This is a genomic window from Bradyrhizobium sp. HKCCYLS3070 (genome assembly GCF_051167575.1).
In the GTDB taxonomy this organism is placed as follows: domain Bacteria; phylum Pseudomonadota; class Alphaproteobacteria; order Rhizobiales; family Xanthobacteraceae; genus Bradyrhizobium.
Genome location: NZ_JBNPTI010000001.1, coordinates 23,600 through 38,773, shown reverse-complemented (window position 1 = coordinate 38,773; position 15,174 = coordinate 23,600). Strand labels below are relative to the sequence as shown.

Genomic DNA, 15,174 nt, shown 5'->3' with positions numbered 1-15,174 from the left:
AGGCCTTGAACGAGGGATCAAGTGACTGCAACTGCTCATCAGCCGCCGCAGACTGTGCGCGCCAACGGTATCGACATCTGCTACGAGATCTTCGGCGACCCGGCGGCCCCTCCCCTCATGCTGATCATGGGCCTCGGCGGGCAGATGATCATCTGGTACGACGAGTTCTGCGAACAGCTCGCAAGCCGCGGCTTCCGCGTGATCCGCTTCGACAACCGCGACATCGGCCAGTCGAGCAAGCTGCATGGCGGCCGCCGGCTGACGCCGTTCGAGCTGATCAAGCTGCGCTTCTTCAACATTCCCGTCTCCGCGCCCTACAAGCTGCTCGACATGGCCAAGGACACGGTCGGCCTGATGGACGCGCTCGACATCAAGTCGGCGCATCTGGTCGGCGCGTCGATGGGCGGCATGATCGCGCAGGAGATCGCGATCTCCTTTCCGCATCGCGTGCGCTCGCTGACGTCGATCATGTCGACGACCGGCAATCCGCGCATCCCGCCGCCGACGCGCGAGGTCGCGATGCTGTTGATGGCACCGCCGCCGAAGACCAAGGACGAGTACATCAAGCGCTTCCAGAAGACCTGGAAGGCGCTGCGCGTCGGCTCATTTCCCGAGGACGAGGCAAATGACGTGGCGCTCGCCGAACGCTGCTTCGCGCGCGGCATCAATCCCGCCGGCGTCGGGCGTCAGTTGCGCGCGATCCTGGCCTCCGGCAGCCGCAAGCCGCGGCTGCATCTGGTGACGGCGCCGACACTCGTGATCCACGGCAAGGTCGACCCGCTGGTCCATCCCACCGCCGGCAAGGACACGGCGGAGTCGATTCCGAATGCCAAGCTCCTGATGATCGACGGCATGGGTCACGCTACTCCGCGGCCGATGTGGCCGCAGATCATCGACGCGATCGCCGAGCACGCGCACGGCGCGAATGCGCAGGCGGCGTAGGAGAGCCGACGCGCTGCGTCGGCAGGCTTGACGACATCTGTTGTTGTTTGGCTCGGCCGCAGCCTCTCACTCGGACGTGCAATCTGCCTCGGCCGTTCTTCAACCGAACCGTCGCCGCCGCCATTCGATCAGCTTGGCGCTGACCTCCGCGGGCTGCTCCTGCTGCGTCCAATGGCCGCTGTCGCGGACGAGATGTTTCTCCAGGTCCGGCACCAGCTTCTCCATGCCGTCGGCGGCCGAGGGCGGCAGCACGGCGTCGTTCTCCGCCATGATCATCAGCGACGGCACGCGCACCGTTTGATCGAGCCCTTCGGCGCGCTGCCAGTTGCGCGTCATGTTGCGATACCAATTGATGCCGCCGGTGAAGCCGGTGCGCGTGAAGGTGTCGACGAACACCTGCTTCTCCGCCTCCGACAGGATCGGCTGCCGCGTGTCCTTGGCGGCGTCATAGGCTGCGATCATCTGCGGGAACGCCAGGTTGAGCGATGGCGAGGCTGCGATCCCGCCGTCCGGCGGCTCCGTCGGCGGCGTATCGCTGCGCGGCAGCGGCTTGCGCATGAAGGCATCGAAGGTCTCCTCGACACGGCTGCCGAAGATGCGGTCCGGCTCGCGTGCGGGATCCTGGAACTGCACGATGTACATCATGTCGCCGAACCGCTTGCGCATGATGGCGATGGGATCGGCGGGCGCGCGCGGCAGATGCGGCGTGTTGATGCCGACCACGCCCGCGACCCGGTCGGGGTATCGCAGCGGCATCTGCCAGACGACGAAGCCGCCCCAATCGTGACCGACGAAGATCGCCTTGTCGATCTTCAGATGATCGAGCAGGCCGACGAGGTCGGCGGTAAGATGCTCGAGGTCATAGGCCTCGACCGGCTCCGGCCGGTCGGTCGCGCCATAGCCGCGCTGATCGGGTGCGATGACCCGGATGCCGGCCTCGGCCAGCGCCTTGATCTGATGCCGCCAGGAGAAGGCCAGCTCCGGCCAGCCGTGGCAGAGGATCATCGGCGGCCGGTCGCTGACGGGGCCCGCCTCGTAATAGCCCATGCGGATGCCGTTGGTCGTCGCGAACTGCAGCGCCGGCATCCAAGACGGATCGGTCATGCGTCCTCCCCTGAAGTGTTCAGCCGGTCTTTTTCGACCGGTCTTCGGCGCCGGCATGGAGCCTGCTCCATGCCGTGACGTCACGCCACACGTCCCTTCGGAGTTCCGCGCAAGCGTAATCCGTGCGGCCGTCGGCCGCGTCAGGCCGACTTCTTGTCGTTCGAGCGGCTGCCGCCGAGGCCTGTCATGGTCAGCATCAGGTCCTGAAACCGTTCGGCCAAGCGGGGATCGAACGTGAACCAGCTCTGCATGATGGCTTCGGGCGTGAGCTTGTCGATGTTGCTCGTCATCTGGTTCTGCAGCCGGTCCATGACCGCAGCCTGCATCGGACCGACATCGGGAAGTCCGAAAAACTGCCGCGCTTCGAGCGGTGTGCAATCGATCTCGATATTGACTTTCATGTCCGCTCCGCTGTTCGAACCATCCCGACGCGAGCCCCGGGGCCGGGCTCCCTTCACCAGGAAGACCATCCCGGACTCGCGGCAGGGGGTGTCCAGTATCACCGCGCCGGCCCCCCTCTAGCAAGCGGCGCGTTGCTGCAGGTGCGCAATTCCCGGGACATGGTCAATCCGGCGAGCCCTCAGCCCCATCCCGGAAGCCGCCGCTCGCGTGCGCCGCACAGCGGCGGCGGGGGGATAACCATATCGTTTAGGCTTAAACAAACTGCACTTGTGTGCCGCCGCTGAACTCTGGCAACATATTCGGATCGATCTGCCGCGGGTCGTACGACGCACCGCCAGGCCAGAGCCAACGGGATCAGTTCATTCCGGCGCGGCATCAGACTTGCAAGCATATCGCCCGGCGTCTTGTTGCTTCTTGAAGTTCGTGCAAGAGGCGCTGCAGACAACACGAACTTCGAAGCAAAAACAGGCCGGACACAATCGCGCCTGCCGAAAAACCAAGCGTCAAACGCGGAGAATTTGGACATATGTCGGGACGCAAATCCCTGCTCATCGCGGCAGCGGTCGCATTCGGCCTCGCCGTCATGCCAGCTTCGGCCCAGACCCTGCGCTATGCCAACCAGGGCACCCTGAAATCGCTCGATCCCTACACCTTCAAGGAATCGACCACGATTGCGCACCATGCTCACGTCTATGAGGGGCTGACCGCGCGCGACAAGGATCTGAAGATCATCCCCGCGCTGGCCGAGAGCTGGGAAACGCCCGAGCCGACCCGCTGGCGTTTCCATCTGCGCAAGGGCGTCAAGTTCCACAATGGCGAACCCTTCACCGCCGACGACGTGATCTTCTCCGCCGATCGCGTGCGCGCCACCGGTTCCAACTTCCTCTCCAACGTTCCGCCGGACGCAAAATTCATCAAGGTCGACGACTACACCGTCGACGTGAAGCTCGATGCCCCCAATCCCATCCTGATCTCGCAATGGGATACGTGGTACATCATGAGCAAGAAGTGGTGCGAGGACAACAACTCGGTCGCGCCGACGCCGGTGTCGGCAACCACGCCGAGCTACGCCGCGCTGCATGAGAACGGCACCGGCCCCTTCATCATCGAGAGCCATCAGCCCGGTGTGAAGACCGTGTTCAAGGTCAATCCGAACTGGTGGGGCAAGCCCGAGCACAATCTCAAGGAGATCGTGTTCACCACCATCGCCTCCGACGCCACGCGCGTCGCCGCGCTGCTGTCCGGCGAGGTCGACGTCATCGAGCCGGTCCCGGTGCAGGATATCGGCCGCGTCGATTCCAGCCCGAATGCCCAGGTCCTGAAGGGACCGGAGCTGCGCACGATCTTCCTTGGCATGGACGAGACGCGCGACGAGCTCTTGTACTCCAACGTCAAGGGCAAGAACCCGTTCAAGGACGTCCGCGTCCGCGAGGCCTTCTACAAGGCGATCGACGTCGAGCTGATCAAGACCCGCGTCATGCGCGGCCTCTCGACCCCGTCGGCGCTGATGATCGCCCCGCAGCTCTATGCGCTGTCGAAGGACTTCACCCGGCCGAAATATGATCCGGACGCCGCCAAGAAGCTGCTGACCGAGGCCGGCTATCCCGACGGCTTCGAGGTCGGCATGGATTGCCCGAACGACCGCTACGTCAACGACGCCGCGATCTGCCAGGCCGTGGTCGGCATGCTCGCCCGCATCGGGGTCAAGGTGAACCTGAACGCCCAGCCCAAGGCGCAGTACTTCGCCAAGGTGCTGAAGCCCGGCGGCTACAACACCTCGTTCTTCCTGCTCGGCTGGACGCCCTCCTCGATGGACGCGCACAACGTGATGCACGACATCATGGGCTGCCGTGACGATGCCAAGGACCCGACCCGGGGCGAGGCCAATCTCGGCAATTACTGCAACAAGGAGTTCGACGCCCTGACCGACAAGGTCCTGGTCGAGACCGATACCGCCAAGCGCAATCAACTGATCAAGCAGGCCTTCGAGATCGGCATCAAGGATTACGGCTACATCCCGCTGCATCAGCAGGCGGTGGCCTGGGGCGTCTCGAAGAAGGTGAAGATTCCGCTGCGCGCCGACAACGCCGTGCTGCTGTTCCTCGCCACCAAGACCGAGTAGTCCAGACGCAACGACAAGTCCCGGAAAGCAGAACTGCTTTTCGGGACTTTTCATTTCCTGCGGCAGGTGCTACGCGCCGCCGCATCTCGAAGGACCTGAAAGGATCAGATGCTCGCCTTCGCGCTTCGCCGAGCAATGCAGGCCATCGGCGTCATGATCGCCGTCGGAATCATCGCGTTCGCCATGTTCCGCTTCGCCGGAGACCCGGTGAGCCAGATCGTGCCGATCGACGCGTCGGCCGCGGAACGGGCCAGCATCCGTCAGTCGCTCGGGCTCGACGATCCCTTCATCGTGCAGTTCGGTCGCTATCTGTTCGACGCGGCGCAGTTCAAGTTCGGCGTCTCCTATCAGTTCCGGCAGCCGGTCTCCGATCTGCTCAAGGAGCGCATGCCGGCCACCTTGGAGCTCGCGGTCTGCGCGACGATCCTGGCGCTGTTCTTCGGCATCCTGATGGGCGTGTTCTCGGCGCTGCACCGCGACTCCCTGCTCGCCAAGCTGTTTCAGATGCTGTCGCTGATCGGCATCTCCCTGCCGACATTCCTGATCGGCATCCTCCTGATCTACCTGTTCTCGGTCACGCTGGGCTGGCTGCCGTCGTTCGGCCGCGGCGACACCGTCAGGTTCGGCTGGTGGACATCGGGCCTGTTCACCGTCTCCGGCTGGAAGGCGCTGATCATGCCCTCCATCACGCTCGGCCTGTTCCAGATGACCTTGATCATGCGGCTGGTTCGCGCCGAGATGCTCGAGGTGCTGCGCACCGACTACATCCGCTTCGCTCGAGCCCGTGGGCTGACCACGCGCGCGATTCATTTCGGCCATGCCCTGCGCAACACGCTGGTGCCGGTGATCACCGTGGTCGGCCTGCAGTTCGGCTCGGTGATCGCGTTCTCGATCATCACCGAGCAGGTGTTCCAATGGCCGGGCATGGGCCTGTTGTTCGTGCAGGCGGTGCAGAATGTCGACATCCCGATCATGGCGGCCTACCTGATGATGGTGTCGCTGATCTTCGTCACCATCAATCTCGTGGTTGATATCCTCTACACCGTGGTCGATCCGCGCCTGCGCGCGACCATCAGCCGTCCGGCCTGATCATGAGCGACGCAGCCCTTCCCCACCCCACGCCCGTCGAGACGCCGCGCGCCGACGGATGGCTGAAGCGTGCGCTTGCGAGCGACCTGTTCTACTCGTTCCGCCGCTCCAAGCTGACGGTTGCCGCGGCCGTGATCACGCTGCTGTTCTTCCTGCTGGCGATCTTCGCGCCGCTGCTGTCGCCGCAGAACCCGTTCGACCCGGCCCAGTTGCAGCTGTTGAATTCGCGGATTTCGCCGCTATGGACCGCCGACGGACAGAGCCCGTTCTTGCTCGGCACCGACGAGCAGGGCCGTGACGTGCTCTCGGCCATCCTCTACGGCCTGCGCATCTCGCTCCTGGTCGGCATTCTCGGCGTCGCCTTTTCCGGTGCGCTCGGCATTGGCCTCGGACTCATCGCGGGCTATTTCGGCGGCCGGGTCGACACCGTGATCATGCGCATCGCCGACGTCCAGCTCACCTTTCCGCCGATCCTGATCGCGCTGCTGGTCAACGGCATCGCCAAGTCCGTATCCGGCAACCGGCTGGACTGGCTCAGCATGCTGGTCGTGCTCGTGCTGGCGATCGGCCTCTCCTTCTGGGTGCAATATGCGCGCACGGTGCGCAGCTCGGTGCTGGTCGAGAAGAACAAGGATTACGTCGCCGCAGCACAACTGATCGGCCTGCCCGCGCCCGTCATCATGCTGCGCCACGTGCTGCCCAACACCACCGGTCCCGTGCTGGTGATCGCCACCATCAACCTCGCGCTGGCGATCATCACCGAGGCGACCTTGTCGTTCCTCGGCTCCGGCATGCCCGAAACGATGCCGTCGCTCGGGACCCTGATCCGGATCGGCAACAACTATCTGTTCGCCGGCGAATGGTGGATCGTCGCCTTCCCCGGCATCGCTTTGGCCGGACTGATCCTCGCCATCAATCTACTCGGCGACTGGCTGCGCGACGCCCTCAACCCGAAACTGCGATGACCCGCGTGAATGCGTCCTTCCGAGGCTTGAGCTCATGACCGCCCCCGTTCTGTCCGTGCGCAACCTGCAGGTCGAGTTCGCGACCCGGCGCGGCACCCTGCGCGCGATCGACGGCGTCTCCTACGACATCGCCAAGGGCGAGGTGCTCGGCGTCGTCGGCGAATCCGGTGCCGGCAAATCCGTCACCGGCCTTGCCGTGATCGGCCTGATCGATCCTCCGGGCCGCATCTCCGGCGGAGAGATTGAGCTCTCCGGCCTGCGGATCGACAACCTGCCCCCGGAGGAGATGCGCAAGGTGCGCGGCAAGCGCATCGGCATGATCTTCCAGGATCCGCTGACCTCGCTCAATCCGCTGTATCGCGTCGGCGACCAGATCATCGAGACCATCAGGACCCACACCAACCTCACCGAGCAGCAGGCGCGCAAGCGAGCCATCGACCTGCTCGCCGAGGTCGGCATATCGGCGCCCGAGAAGCGCATCGACGGCTATCCGCACGAATTCTCCGGCGGCATGCGCCAGCGCGTCGTGATCGCGCTGGCGCTGTGCGCCGAGCCGGAGCTGATCATCGCAGACGAGCCGACCACCGCGCTGGACGTCTCCGTGCAGGCGCAAATCATCTCGCTGATCAAGCGGCTCGGCCGCGACCACGGCACCGCCGTGATGCTGGTGACCCACGACATGGGCGTGATCGCCGAGACCTGCGACCGCGTCGCCGTGATGTATGCCGGCCGCGTCGCCGAGATCGGCCCGGTGCAGGAGGTGATCAACAACCCGCTGCACCCCTACGCCAAGGGGCTGATGGGCGCGATCCCGACGCTCGCGGGCGAGGAGAAGCGGCTGGTGCAGATCCCAGGCTCGATGCCGCGACTGTCCGCGATCCCGCCCGGCTGCTCGTTCAATCCGCGCTGCAGCTTCGCCTTCGACCGCTGCCGCGTCGACCGGCCGGAGCCGCTGCGCCAGGGCACGCAGGCCGTCGCCTGTCATCTGTACGATCGCGCGACGGAGACCGCGGCATGACTGATTTCGTCGAGGTCAAGAACCTGCGCCGGGTCTTCGACGTCTCGAAACCCTGGCTCAACCGCGTGATCGAGCGTCAGCCGCAGGAGTTCCTGAAGGCGGTCGACGGCGTCAGCTTCGGCATCAGGAAGGGCGAGACCTTCGCGCTGGTCGGCGAATCCGGTTCTGGCAAGACCACGGTCGCGCGCATGGTGGTCGGGCTGCTGGCGCCGACGTCGGGCGAGGTCATCATCGACGGCGTGTCGATGAGCGAAGCGCGCCAGGCCCAGGTGCGGCGCAAGCTGCGCCGCCGCATCCAGATGGTGTTCCAGGATCCTTACGCGAGCCTCAATCCGCGCTTCCGCGTCGATAGCATCATCGCCGAGCCGATCCGCGCCTTTGACATCATCGAGGGTGAGCGCCAGATCAAGGACCGCGTCGGCGAGTTGCTGACGCTGGTCGGCCTGCATCCCGACGACGGCCAGAAATTCCCGCACGAATTCTCTGGCGGGCAGCGTCAGCGCATCGCCATCGCGCGCGCGCTCGCCTCCGAGGCCGAGTTCATCGTCTGCGATGAGCCGACCTCGGCGCTCGACGTCTCCGTGCAGGCGCAGATCCTCAATCTGATGCGCGATTTGCAGGACAAGTTCGGCCTGACCTATCTGTTCATCAGCCACAATCTCGCAGTCGTCCGCCACATGGCGAGCCGCATCGGCGTGATGTATCTCGGCCGCATCGTCGAGATCGCCGATGGCCGCACGCTGTTCAGCGACCCGCGCATGCCCTACACCAAGATGCTGCTCGGCGCAGTGCCGGACCTGTCGATGTCCGGCCGCCAGCGCATTCCGGTCAGAGGCGAGATCCCGAACCCGATCAATCCGCCCTCGGGCTGCACCTTCAACCCACGCTGTCCCCTTGCATTCGATCTCTGTCGGCAGCAGTCGCCCGAACTCATCGGCGGCGTGGCCTGCCATGCGGTGAACCAGCCGGCGAGCGCGGCCGTTCCTGCATGAGGCAACGAGTCGTGGTGCGGACGGACCGATCATCAGAATGAAAGTCACATGAGCTTCATCAACCCCGATCCCTTCACGACCCGCCCCGAGATCGACGGCACCTTCGGCGTCGTCACCTCCACGCACTGGCTCGCCACCGCGGTGGGTATGGCGATGCTGGAGCGCGGCGGCAACGCCTTCGATGCCGGCGTCGCGGCGGCCTTCACCCTGCAGGTGGTGGAGCCGCATTTGAACGGCCCCGGCGGCGACGTGCCGATCATCCTGCACGACGTCAGGCGCGGGCGCACCGAGGTGATCTGCGGCCAGGGCCCGGCGCCATCAGGCGCCACCATCGCGCACTACAAGAACGAAGGCCTCGACATGGTGCCCGGCACCGGCCTGCTCGCGGCCTGCGTGCCCGGCACGTTCGAGTCCTGGATGCTGCTGCTGCGCGACTACGGCACGATGCGGCTGCGCGACGTGCTGGAGCCGGCGATTTCCTACGCGCGCGACGGCTATCCGCTTGTCGAGCGCATCTCGGCGACGATCCAGACCGTGGAGCAGCTGTTCAAGACGCATTGGCCGACCTCGGCCGCGCTCTATCTGCCCAATGGCGAGGTGCCGAGGCCGGGCACGCTGTTCACCAATCCACAGCTCGCGGAAACCTACGCACGCCTCCTGAGTGAAGGCGAAAGCGCGGGTGCTGATCGCGACGCGCAGATCGAGCGCGCGCGCAAGGCCTGGTCGCAGGGCTTCGTCGCCGAGGCTATCGACCGCTTCTGCCGGACGCAGGAAGTGATGGACGTCTCGGGTTCGCGCCACAAGGGCGTGCTGACAGCCGACGACATGGCGCGCTGGCAGCCGACCATCGAGGCACCGCTGACCTATCAGTACGGCCGCTACACCGTGTGCAAGGCCGGCGTCTGGAGCCAGGGCCCGGTGCTGCTGCAGCAGCTCGCGCTGCTCAAGGGCTTTGCGCTCGACGGCCTCGATCCGACGGGTCCCGATTTCATTCATTGGCAGATCGAAGCCGCGAAGCTCGCCTTCGCCGATCGCGAGGCCTTCTACGGCGATCCTGCTTTCGCCGACATCCCGATCGAGACGCTGCTGTCGGATGCCTACAACGACGAGCGCCGCAAGCTGATCACCGACAAGGCCTCGCTCGAGCTGCGTCCCGGCACGCTCGACGGCTACGGCGCCAAGGTGAAGTTGCGCGAGGCCCAAGGCCGCCGCGAGGCCGTCGGCGCAATGGGCTCGGGCGAGCCGACCGTCGGCCGCTTCGGCGAGGTGCGCGGCGACACCGTGCATTTCGACATCATCGACCGGGACGGCAACATGATCTCGGCGACGCCCTCCGGCGGCTGGCTGCAATCCTCGCCCGTCATTCCCGAACTCGGATTCTGCCTGGGGACGCGCGCGCAGATGTTCTGGCTGGAGGAGGATCATCCGGCCGCGCTGGTGCCGGGCAAGCGTCCGCGCACCACGCTGTCGCCGACCATGGCGCTGCGCGACGGCGAGCCTTATGTGGCCTGGGGTTCGCCCGGCGGCGACCAGCAGGACCAGTGGAACACGCAGTTCTTCCTGCGCCACGTCCATGCCGGCATGAACCTGCAAGAGTCGATCGACGCGCCGGCGTGGCACTCCGAGCATTTCCCGATCTCGTTCTGGCCGCGCACCGCGCGCCCCGGCGTGCTCGTGGTCGAGGGCCGCGTGCCCAAGGCGACCGTCGAGGAGTTGCGCCGTCGCGGCCATGTCGTCGAGGTCGGGCCGGACTGGTCGGAAGGCCGGCTCACGGCCGCATCACGCGTCGGCCGCCGCCGCCGCGCCGCGGCCAATCCACGGGGCATGCAGGGCTACGCCGCCGGACGATGACAGCGAGACGCCGATGACCTGGTCGATCATTGCCAAGGACGATCTCACCGGCCGGATCGGCATCGCCGTCGCCACCCGCTTCTTCGCCGTCGGCGCGCGCGTGCCCTTCATCGTCGCCGGCCACGGCGGCATCGCCACACAGGCGCTGGTCAATCCCTATTACGGCATCGACGGCGTCACGCTACTGCGCGACGGCCGGCATCCGCGCGAGATCGTGCAACTGCTGACATCTGCCGATCCCGGCCGCGAGAGCCGCCAGCTCCACGTCCTCGATCACAACGGCCAGATTGCCGCCCACACCGGCCGCGACTGCATCGACTGGTGCGGCCATCTCGAAGGCCGTGGCTTTTCGATTGCCGGCAACATGCTGGCCGGCCCGCAGGTGCTGAACGAAACCGCGAACGCGTTTATCGCCAGCCACGCCCTGCCCTTCGCGGAGCGTCTGATCGCAGCCATGAAGGCCGGCGAGGCCGCCGGCGGTGACAAGCGCGGCAAACAGTCGGCCGCTCTTCTGGTCCACGGCAAGGAGGAATGGTCCGAGCTCGATCTGCGTGTCGATGATCACCCCGATCCGCTGGCAGAGCTCGAACGACTGGAGGGCGTTAGCCGCAAGCATTGGGCCGTGTTCCGGCAGTTCATGCCGACGCGCGACAATCCGGCAGGGATTACGGATCGCGCCACGATTGATGCCGGCATCGCCGCCGCGCTCGCGAACCAGACATGACCGAGCCGGAAGGACGGCGCGTGATCGGGGTTGGTATTGATAGTGCAACAACGCAGGCTGCATTCGCGTGAGGGACATCGGATGATGAGGAACTGGTGCTTGGCCGCGGTCGCGGCCGTTGTCGTGGCCTCTTGGGGGCCGGTCGCGCAGGCGCAGACCACCTTGCGCATCGGCCTTGCCGAGGACCCCGACGTTCTCGATCCGACCATGGCCCGCACCTATGTCGGCCGCATCGTCTTCGCCGCGACCTGCGACAAGCTGTTCGACATCGACGACAAGCTCAACATCGTGCCGCAGCTCGCGCTGTCGCAGCAGACCTCGGCCGACGGCAAGGAGGTCACCATCAAGCTCCGGCCCGGCGTCAAGTTTCATGACGGCGAGCCGTTCGACGCTGAGGCCGCCAAGTTCTCGCTCGACCGCCATCTCACCCTCCCCGGCTCGTTCCGCAAGCCGGAGCTGGCCTCGCTCGATCATGTCGACGTCGTCGATCCCTTGACGATCAAGCTGGTGTTGAAAGCGCCGTTCTCGCCGCTGATCGCCCAGCTCACCGACCGCGCCGGCATGATGGTGTCGCCGAAGGCGGCCAAGGAGGCCGGCGACAAGTTCGGCCTGCATCCGGTCTGCGCCGGTCCCTACAAGTTCGTCGAGCGCGTCCAGCAGGACCGCATCGTGTTCGAGAAGTTCGCCGACTACTGGAACAAGGACAACGTCTTCATCGACAGGATCGTCTACCAGCCGATCGTCGACGCCACGGTGCGGCTGGCGAACCTGAAGTCCGGAGCCCTCGACCTGATCGAGCGCGTGCTCGCCACCGACATCAAGGACGTGCGCGCCGATTCCAAGCTTGCGCTGTCGACCGCGATCGAGCTCGGCTATCAGGGCATCACGCTCAACATCGGCAAGGACAAGGCCAAGGGCCCACTCAGCCAGTCCGCGAAGGTGCGCCAGGCGCTCGATCTCGCGATCGACCGCGAGGCGCTCAACCAGGTGGTCTTCAACGGCGAATTCATGCCGGGCAACCAGTGGGTCAATCCCTCGCATCCCTATTATCAGAAGGCCTTCCCGGTGCGTGCCCGCGATGTCGAGAAGGCAAAGGCGCTGCTGAAAGAGGCCGGCGTGACGACGCCTGTCGCGGTCGACTTCATGGTACCGAAGGGCGCCGAGACCGAGGCGGCCGCCCAGGTCGTACAGTCGATGGCCGCCGAGGCCGGCTTCGACATGAAGATCCGAGTGACGGAGTTTGCGACCTCGTTGAAGCAGGCCGAGGCCGGCGACTATCAGGCGTTCATGTTGTCATGGAGCGGCCGGATCGATCCCGACGGCAACAGCTACGTGTTCCTGCACAGCAACGCGCCGCAGAACTACAGCGTCTGGGCCAACGCCGAGGCCGACAAGGCGCTCAGCGACGCACGGCTGGTGACCGACATGGCCCAGCGCAAGGCGCTTTACGAGAAGCTGACCAAGCTCGAGATCGAGGACGAGCCGATTCTCTACCTCTACCACCGACGCATCCTGATCGCGCACACCAAGAAGCTCGAGGGCTACAAGCAGATGCCGGACGGCCTGGTGCGCGTGATCGGCCTGAAGCTGAAGTGAGCAGTCACTTGGCCCCCCTTCGTTGGGACGCGACCGCGACGCCTCGCGCGCGCTGCGCTCCCTCGCCCCTTGTGGGGGAGGGAACGCTGGGAGCACGACCGGTTTCCGATGACGCGCCGGGTGACTGCCGCGAGGGACGCAGATCATGCTGACGTTCCTCGCCCGCCGCATCGCCCAGATCATCCCGACGCTGATCTTTGTCTCCATCCTCATCTTCTCGCTGCAACAGCTCCTGCCCGGCGATCCCGCGCTGGTGATGGCCGGCGAGGAGCGCGATCCGGCGGTGATCGAGCAGATCCGCAAACAGTATCGGCTCGACCAGCCGCTTCCGGTTCAGTACGGCTACTGGATCAAGGGCGTGCTCTCGGGCGATTTCGGCGAGTCGCTGCGCATCAAGATGCCGGTGCGCGACCTCATCCTGCAGAAGCTGCCCGTGACCCTGCAGCTCGCCTCGATGGCGATCGTGATCGCGTTCCTGATCGGCATTCCCGCCGGCATCGTTTCCGCCGTGAAGCGCGGAACGGCCTGGGACTATGCCGCCAACCTGTTTGCGCTGTGGGGCATCTCGACGCCGAACTTCTGGCTCGGCATCATGCTGATCTTCCTGTTCTCGATCCAGCTCGGCTGGCTGCCCGCCTCCGGTTACGTCTCGCCCGCCGAGGACTGGCGGGCCAGTCTCGCCGCCACCATCATGCCGGCCTTCGTGCTCGGCAATGCCATCGCCGCGATCCTGATGCGCCACACCCGCAGCGCGATGCTGCAGGTGCTGAGCAGCGACTACATCCGCACCGCGCGCGCCAAGGGCATCTCTGAACGCCAGGTCATCCTGCGCCACGCGCTGCGCAATGCCCTGACGCCGGTGATCACACTGGGCGCGCTCGAGCTCGGGACGCTGTTGTCCGGCGCCGTGCTGACCGAGCAGATCTTCTCGATCCCCGGCTTCGGCAAGCTGATCGTCGATGCCGTGTTCAATCGCGACTACGCCGTCGTGCAGGGCGTCGTGCTGGTCACCGCCACCGTCTACATCATGCTGAACCTGATCGCCGATCTCGCCTATGTCCTCGTCAATCCGCGGCTGAGGAGCTGAGATGGCCGAGACGATGCTGTCAGCTCCGCACGGAGCCCGCGCCCTCGCTCCGCTCGAGCGGCCGATGCAGCGCACCTTGCGCCGACTGGTGAAGCGCAAAGGCGCCATGGTCGGGTTCTGCCTGATCACGGCCTTCATCCTCCTCGCCGTGCTCGCGCCGGTGGTGGCGCCCTACGATCCCATCAAGACGAGCTGGGCGCTGGTGCGCAAGGCGCCGTCGGCGGCGCATTGGCTCGGCACCGATGATCTCGGCCGCGACATGCTGGCCCGCGTGATCTACGGCGCGCGGGCCTCGCTGCTGGCCGGAGCGATCTCGGTCGCCATCGCGCTGGCGATCGGCGTCCCGATCGGCATGATCGCAGGCTACCGCGGCGGCTTCCTCGATGCTCTGATCAGCCGCATCACCGACGCGATGCTGGCCTGCCCGTTCCTGATCCTGGCGATCGCGCTGGCGGCGTTCCTGGGGCCGAGCCTCGGCAATGCCATGATCGCGATCGGCATCTCGGCGACGCCGATCTTCGTCCGGCTGACCCGCGGCGAGGTGATGAGCGTCAAGGTCGAGGAATATGTCGAGGCCGCCCGCAGCGTCGGCGATACCGACCTGCAGATCGCGGTCAGGCACATCCTGCCGAACATCATGCCGGCGCTATTGGTTCAGGCGACGTTGTCGGTCGCCGCCGCCATCATCGCCGAGGCCGCGCTGTCATTCCTAGGCCTGGGCCAGCAGCCGCCCGCCCCGTCCTGGGGCAGCATGCTCAACGCCGCCCAGCGCTTCCTCACCAACGCGCCGTGGATGGCGATCTGGCCGGGGCTTGCGATCTTCCTGGTCGTGCTGTCGCTCAACCTGCTGGGCGACGGCCTGCGCGACGCGCTCGATCCGCAGCAGGACGAGTGAGCGAGGTCTCTCCATGCTAGCTCGAATGGCTGAGGATCTCCTGCGATTGTTGACGATCGTCGACATGGGGGCTGGCGTCGTGATCTGGGCGCTGGCGTTTCGCGAGCGGGTCTTGATGGCGAGCCATGCACCGGAATGGCGCGGCTGGTTCACGCTCCGCCGTGTCACTGCCGACGAATATTCCCGCGCCTATCGCGCGCACTTCCATCGGTCATTGCACTACGCCTTCGCGTTTTTCATCATCATCGGCATCGCCGCTCTGCTGATCCTGCTCGACCATCTGTTCTTTAAGAGGCCGCTGTGCTGAGCGCCGCGGCGGGCGCCGCCGGCCGTGACGACAGTAAGGGGAGAAAGAGACGGCCCGACAAAAACGGCGACTGCCAGGAG

General features: G+C 65.7%; 14 protein-coding genes. 12 read left to right on the top strand and 2 right to left on the bottom strand.

The window, feature by feature from the left end:
- Nucleotides 1-21: 21 nt before the first annotated feature.
- Nucleotides 22-942, top strand: a complete 921-nt coding sequence (locus tag ACQR03_RS00155; protein WP_316225141.1) for an alpha/beta fold hydrolase — start codon at nt 22-24, stop codon at nt 940-942.
- A 99-nt stretch (nt 943-1,041) separates the two neighbouring features.
- Here the strand turns inward: ACQR03_RS00155 and ACQR03_RS00150 are convergent, their stop codons facing one another.
- Both ACQR03_RS00150 and ACQR03_RS00145 read right to left on the bottom strand, forming a co-directional pair.
- Nucleotides 1,042-2,046 (bottom strand): alpha/beta fold hydrolase, encoded by a 1,005-nt coding sequence (locus ACQR03_RS00150; RefSeq protein ID WP_316225139.1) that lies wholly within the window; start codon nt 2,044-2,046, stop codon nt 1,042-1,044.
- Nucleotides 2,047-2,186: 140 nt separating this feature from the next.
- Nucleotides 2,187-2,447 (bottom strand): DUF6489 family protein, encoded by a 261-nt coding sequence (locus tag ACQR03_RS00145; RefSeq protein ID WP_315715763.1) that lies wholly within the window; start codon nt 2,445-2,447, stop codon nt 2,187-2,189.
- Between the two features lie 527 nt (nt 2,448-2,974).
- Between ACQR03_RS00145 and ACQR03_RS00140 the strand changes: the two genes are divergently transcribed.
- The 11 genes from ACQR03_RS00140 to ACQR03_RS00090 all read left to right on the top strand — a co-directional run bounded on the left by ACQR03_RS00140 (nt 2,975) and on the right by ACQR03_RS00090 (nt 15,094).
- Entirely contained in the window at nt 2,975-4,570 is a 1,596-nt protein-coding gene (locus ACQR03_RS00140) for an ABC transporter substrate-binding protein (RefSeq protein WP_316225137.1), read from the top strand.
- A gap of 108 nt (nt 4,571-4,678) precedes the next feature.
- On the top strand, nt 4,679-5,659 hold the full coding sequence (locus ACQR03_RS00135) for an ABC transporter permease (RefSeq protein WP_316225135.1): 981 nt from the start codon (nt 4,679-4,681) through the stop codon (nt 5,657-5,659).
- A 2-nt stretch (nt 5,660-5,661) separates the two neighbouring features.
- Nucleotides 5,662-6,624 carry an ABC transporter permease gene (locus ACQR03_RS00130; RefSeq protein ID WP_316202282.1) on the top strand — a complete coding sequence of 321 codons (963 nt, stop codon included), beginning with the start codon at nt 5,662-5,664 and terminating at the stop codon, nt 6,622-6,624.
- 34 nt (nt 6,625-6,658) lie between these two features.
- Nucleotides 6,659-7,642 carry an ABC transporter ATP-binding protein gene (locus ACQR03_RS00125; RefSeq protein ID WP_316225133.1) on the top strand — a complete coding sequence of 328 codons (984 nt, stop codon included), beginning with the start codon at nt 6,659-6,661 and terminating at the stop codon, nt 7,640-7,642.
- Nucleotides 7,639-8,634 carry an ABC transporter ATP-binding protein gene (locus tag ACQR03_RS00120; protein WP_315754701.1) on the top strand — a complete coding sequence of 332 codons (996 nt, stop codon included), beginning with the start codon at nt 7,639-7,641 and terminating at the stop codon, nt 8,632-8,634. The genes ACQR03_RS00125 and ACQR03_RS00120 overlap by 4 nt, the downstream gene beginning before the upstream one ends.
- A 48-nt stretch (nt 8,635-8,682) precedes the next feature.
- Nucleotides 8,683-10,485, top strand: a complete 1,803-nt coding sequence (locus ACQR03_RS00115; RefSeq protein WP_315754703.1) for a gamma-glutamyltransferase family protein — start codon at nt 8,683-8,685, stop codon at nt 10,483-10,485.
- Between the two features lie 13 nt (nt 10,486-10,498).
- Entirely contained in the window at nt 10,499-11,209 is a 711-nt protein-coding gene (locus ACQR03_RS00110) for a DUF1028 domain-containing protein (RefSeq protein ID WP_315754705.1), read from the top strand.
- Between the two features lie 84 nt (nt 11,210-11,293).
- A complete protein-coding gene (locus ACQR03_RS00105) occupies nt 11,294-12,805 on the top strand; it encodes an ABC transporter substrate-binding protein (RefSeq protein ID WP_315715826.1) in 1,512 nt (503 codons plus the stop codon).
- Between the two features lie 145 nt (nt 12,806-12,950).
- On the top strand, nt 12,951-13,892 hold the full coding sequence (locus tag ACQR03_RS00100) for an ABC transporter permease (RefSeq protein WP_316188161.1): 942 nt from the start codon (nt 12,951-12,953) through the stop codon (nt 13,890-13,892).
- Between the two features lie 64 nt (nt 13,893-13,956).
- Nucleotides 13,957-14,787, top strand: a complete 831-nt coding sequence (locus tag ACQR03_RS00095; RefSeq protein WP_316202325.1) for an ABC transporter permease — start codon at nt 13,957-13,959, stop codon at nt 14,785-14,787.
- 25 nt (nt 14,788-14,812) lie between these two features.
- On the top strand, nt 14,813-15,094 hold the full coding sequence (locus tag ACQR03_RS00090; protein WP_315776418.1) for a hypothetical protein: 282 nt from the start codon (nt 14,813-14,815) through the stop codon (nt 15,092-15,094).
- Nucleotides 15,095-15,174 lie beyond the last annotated feature (80 nt).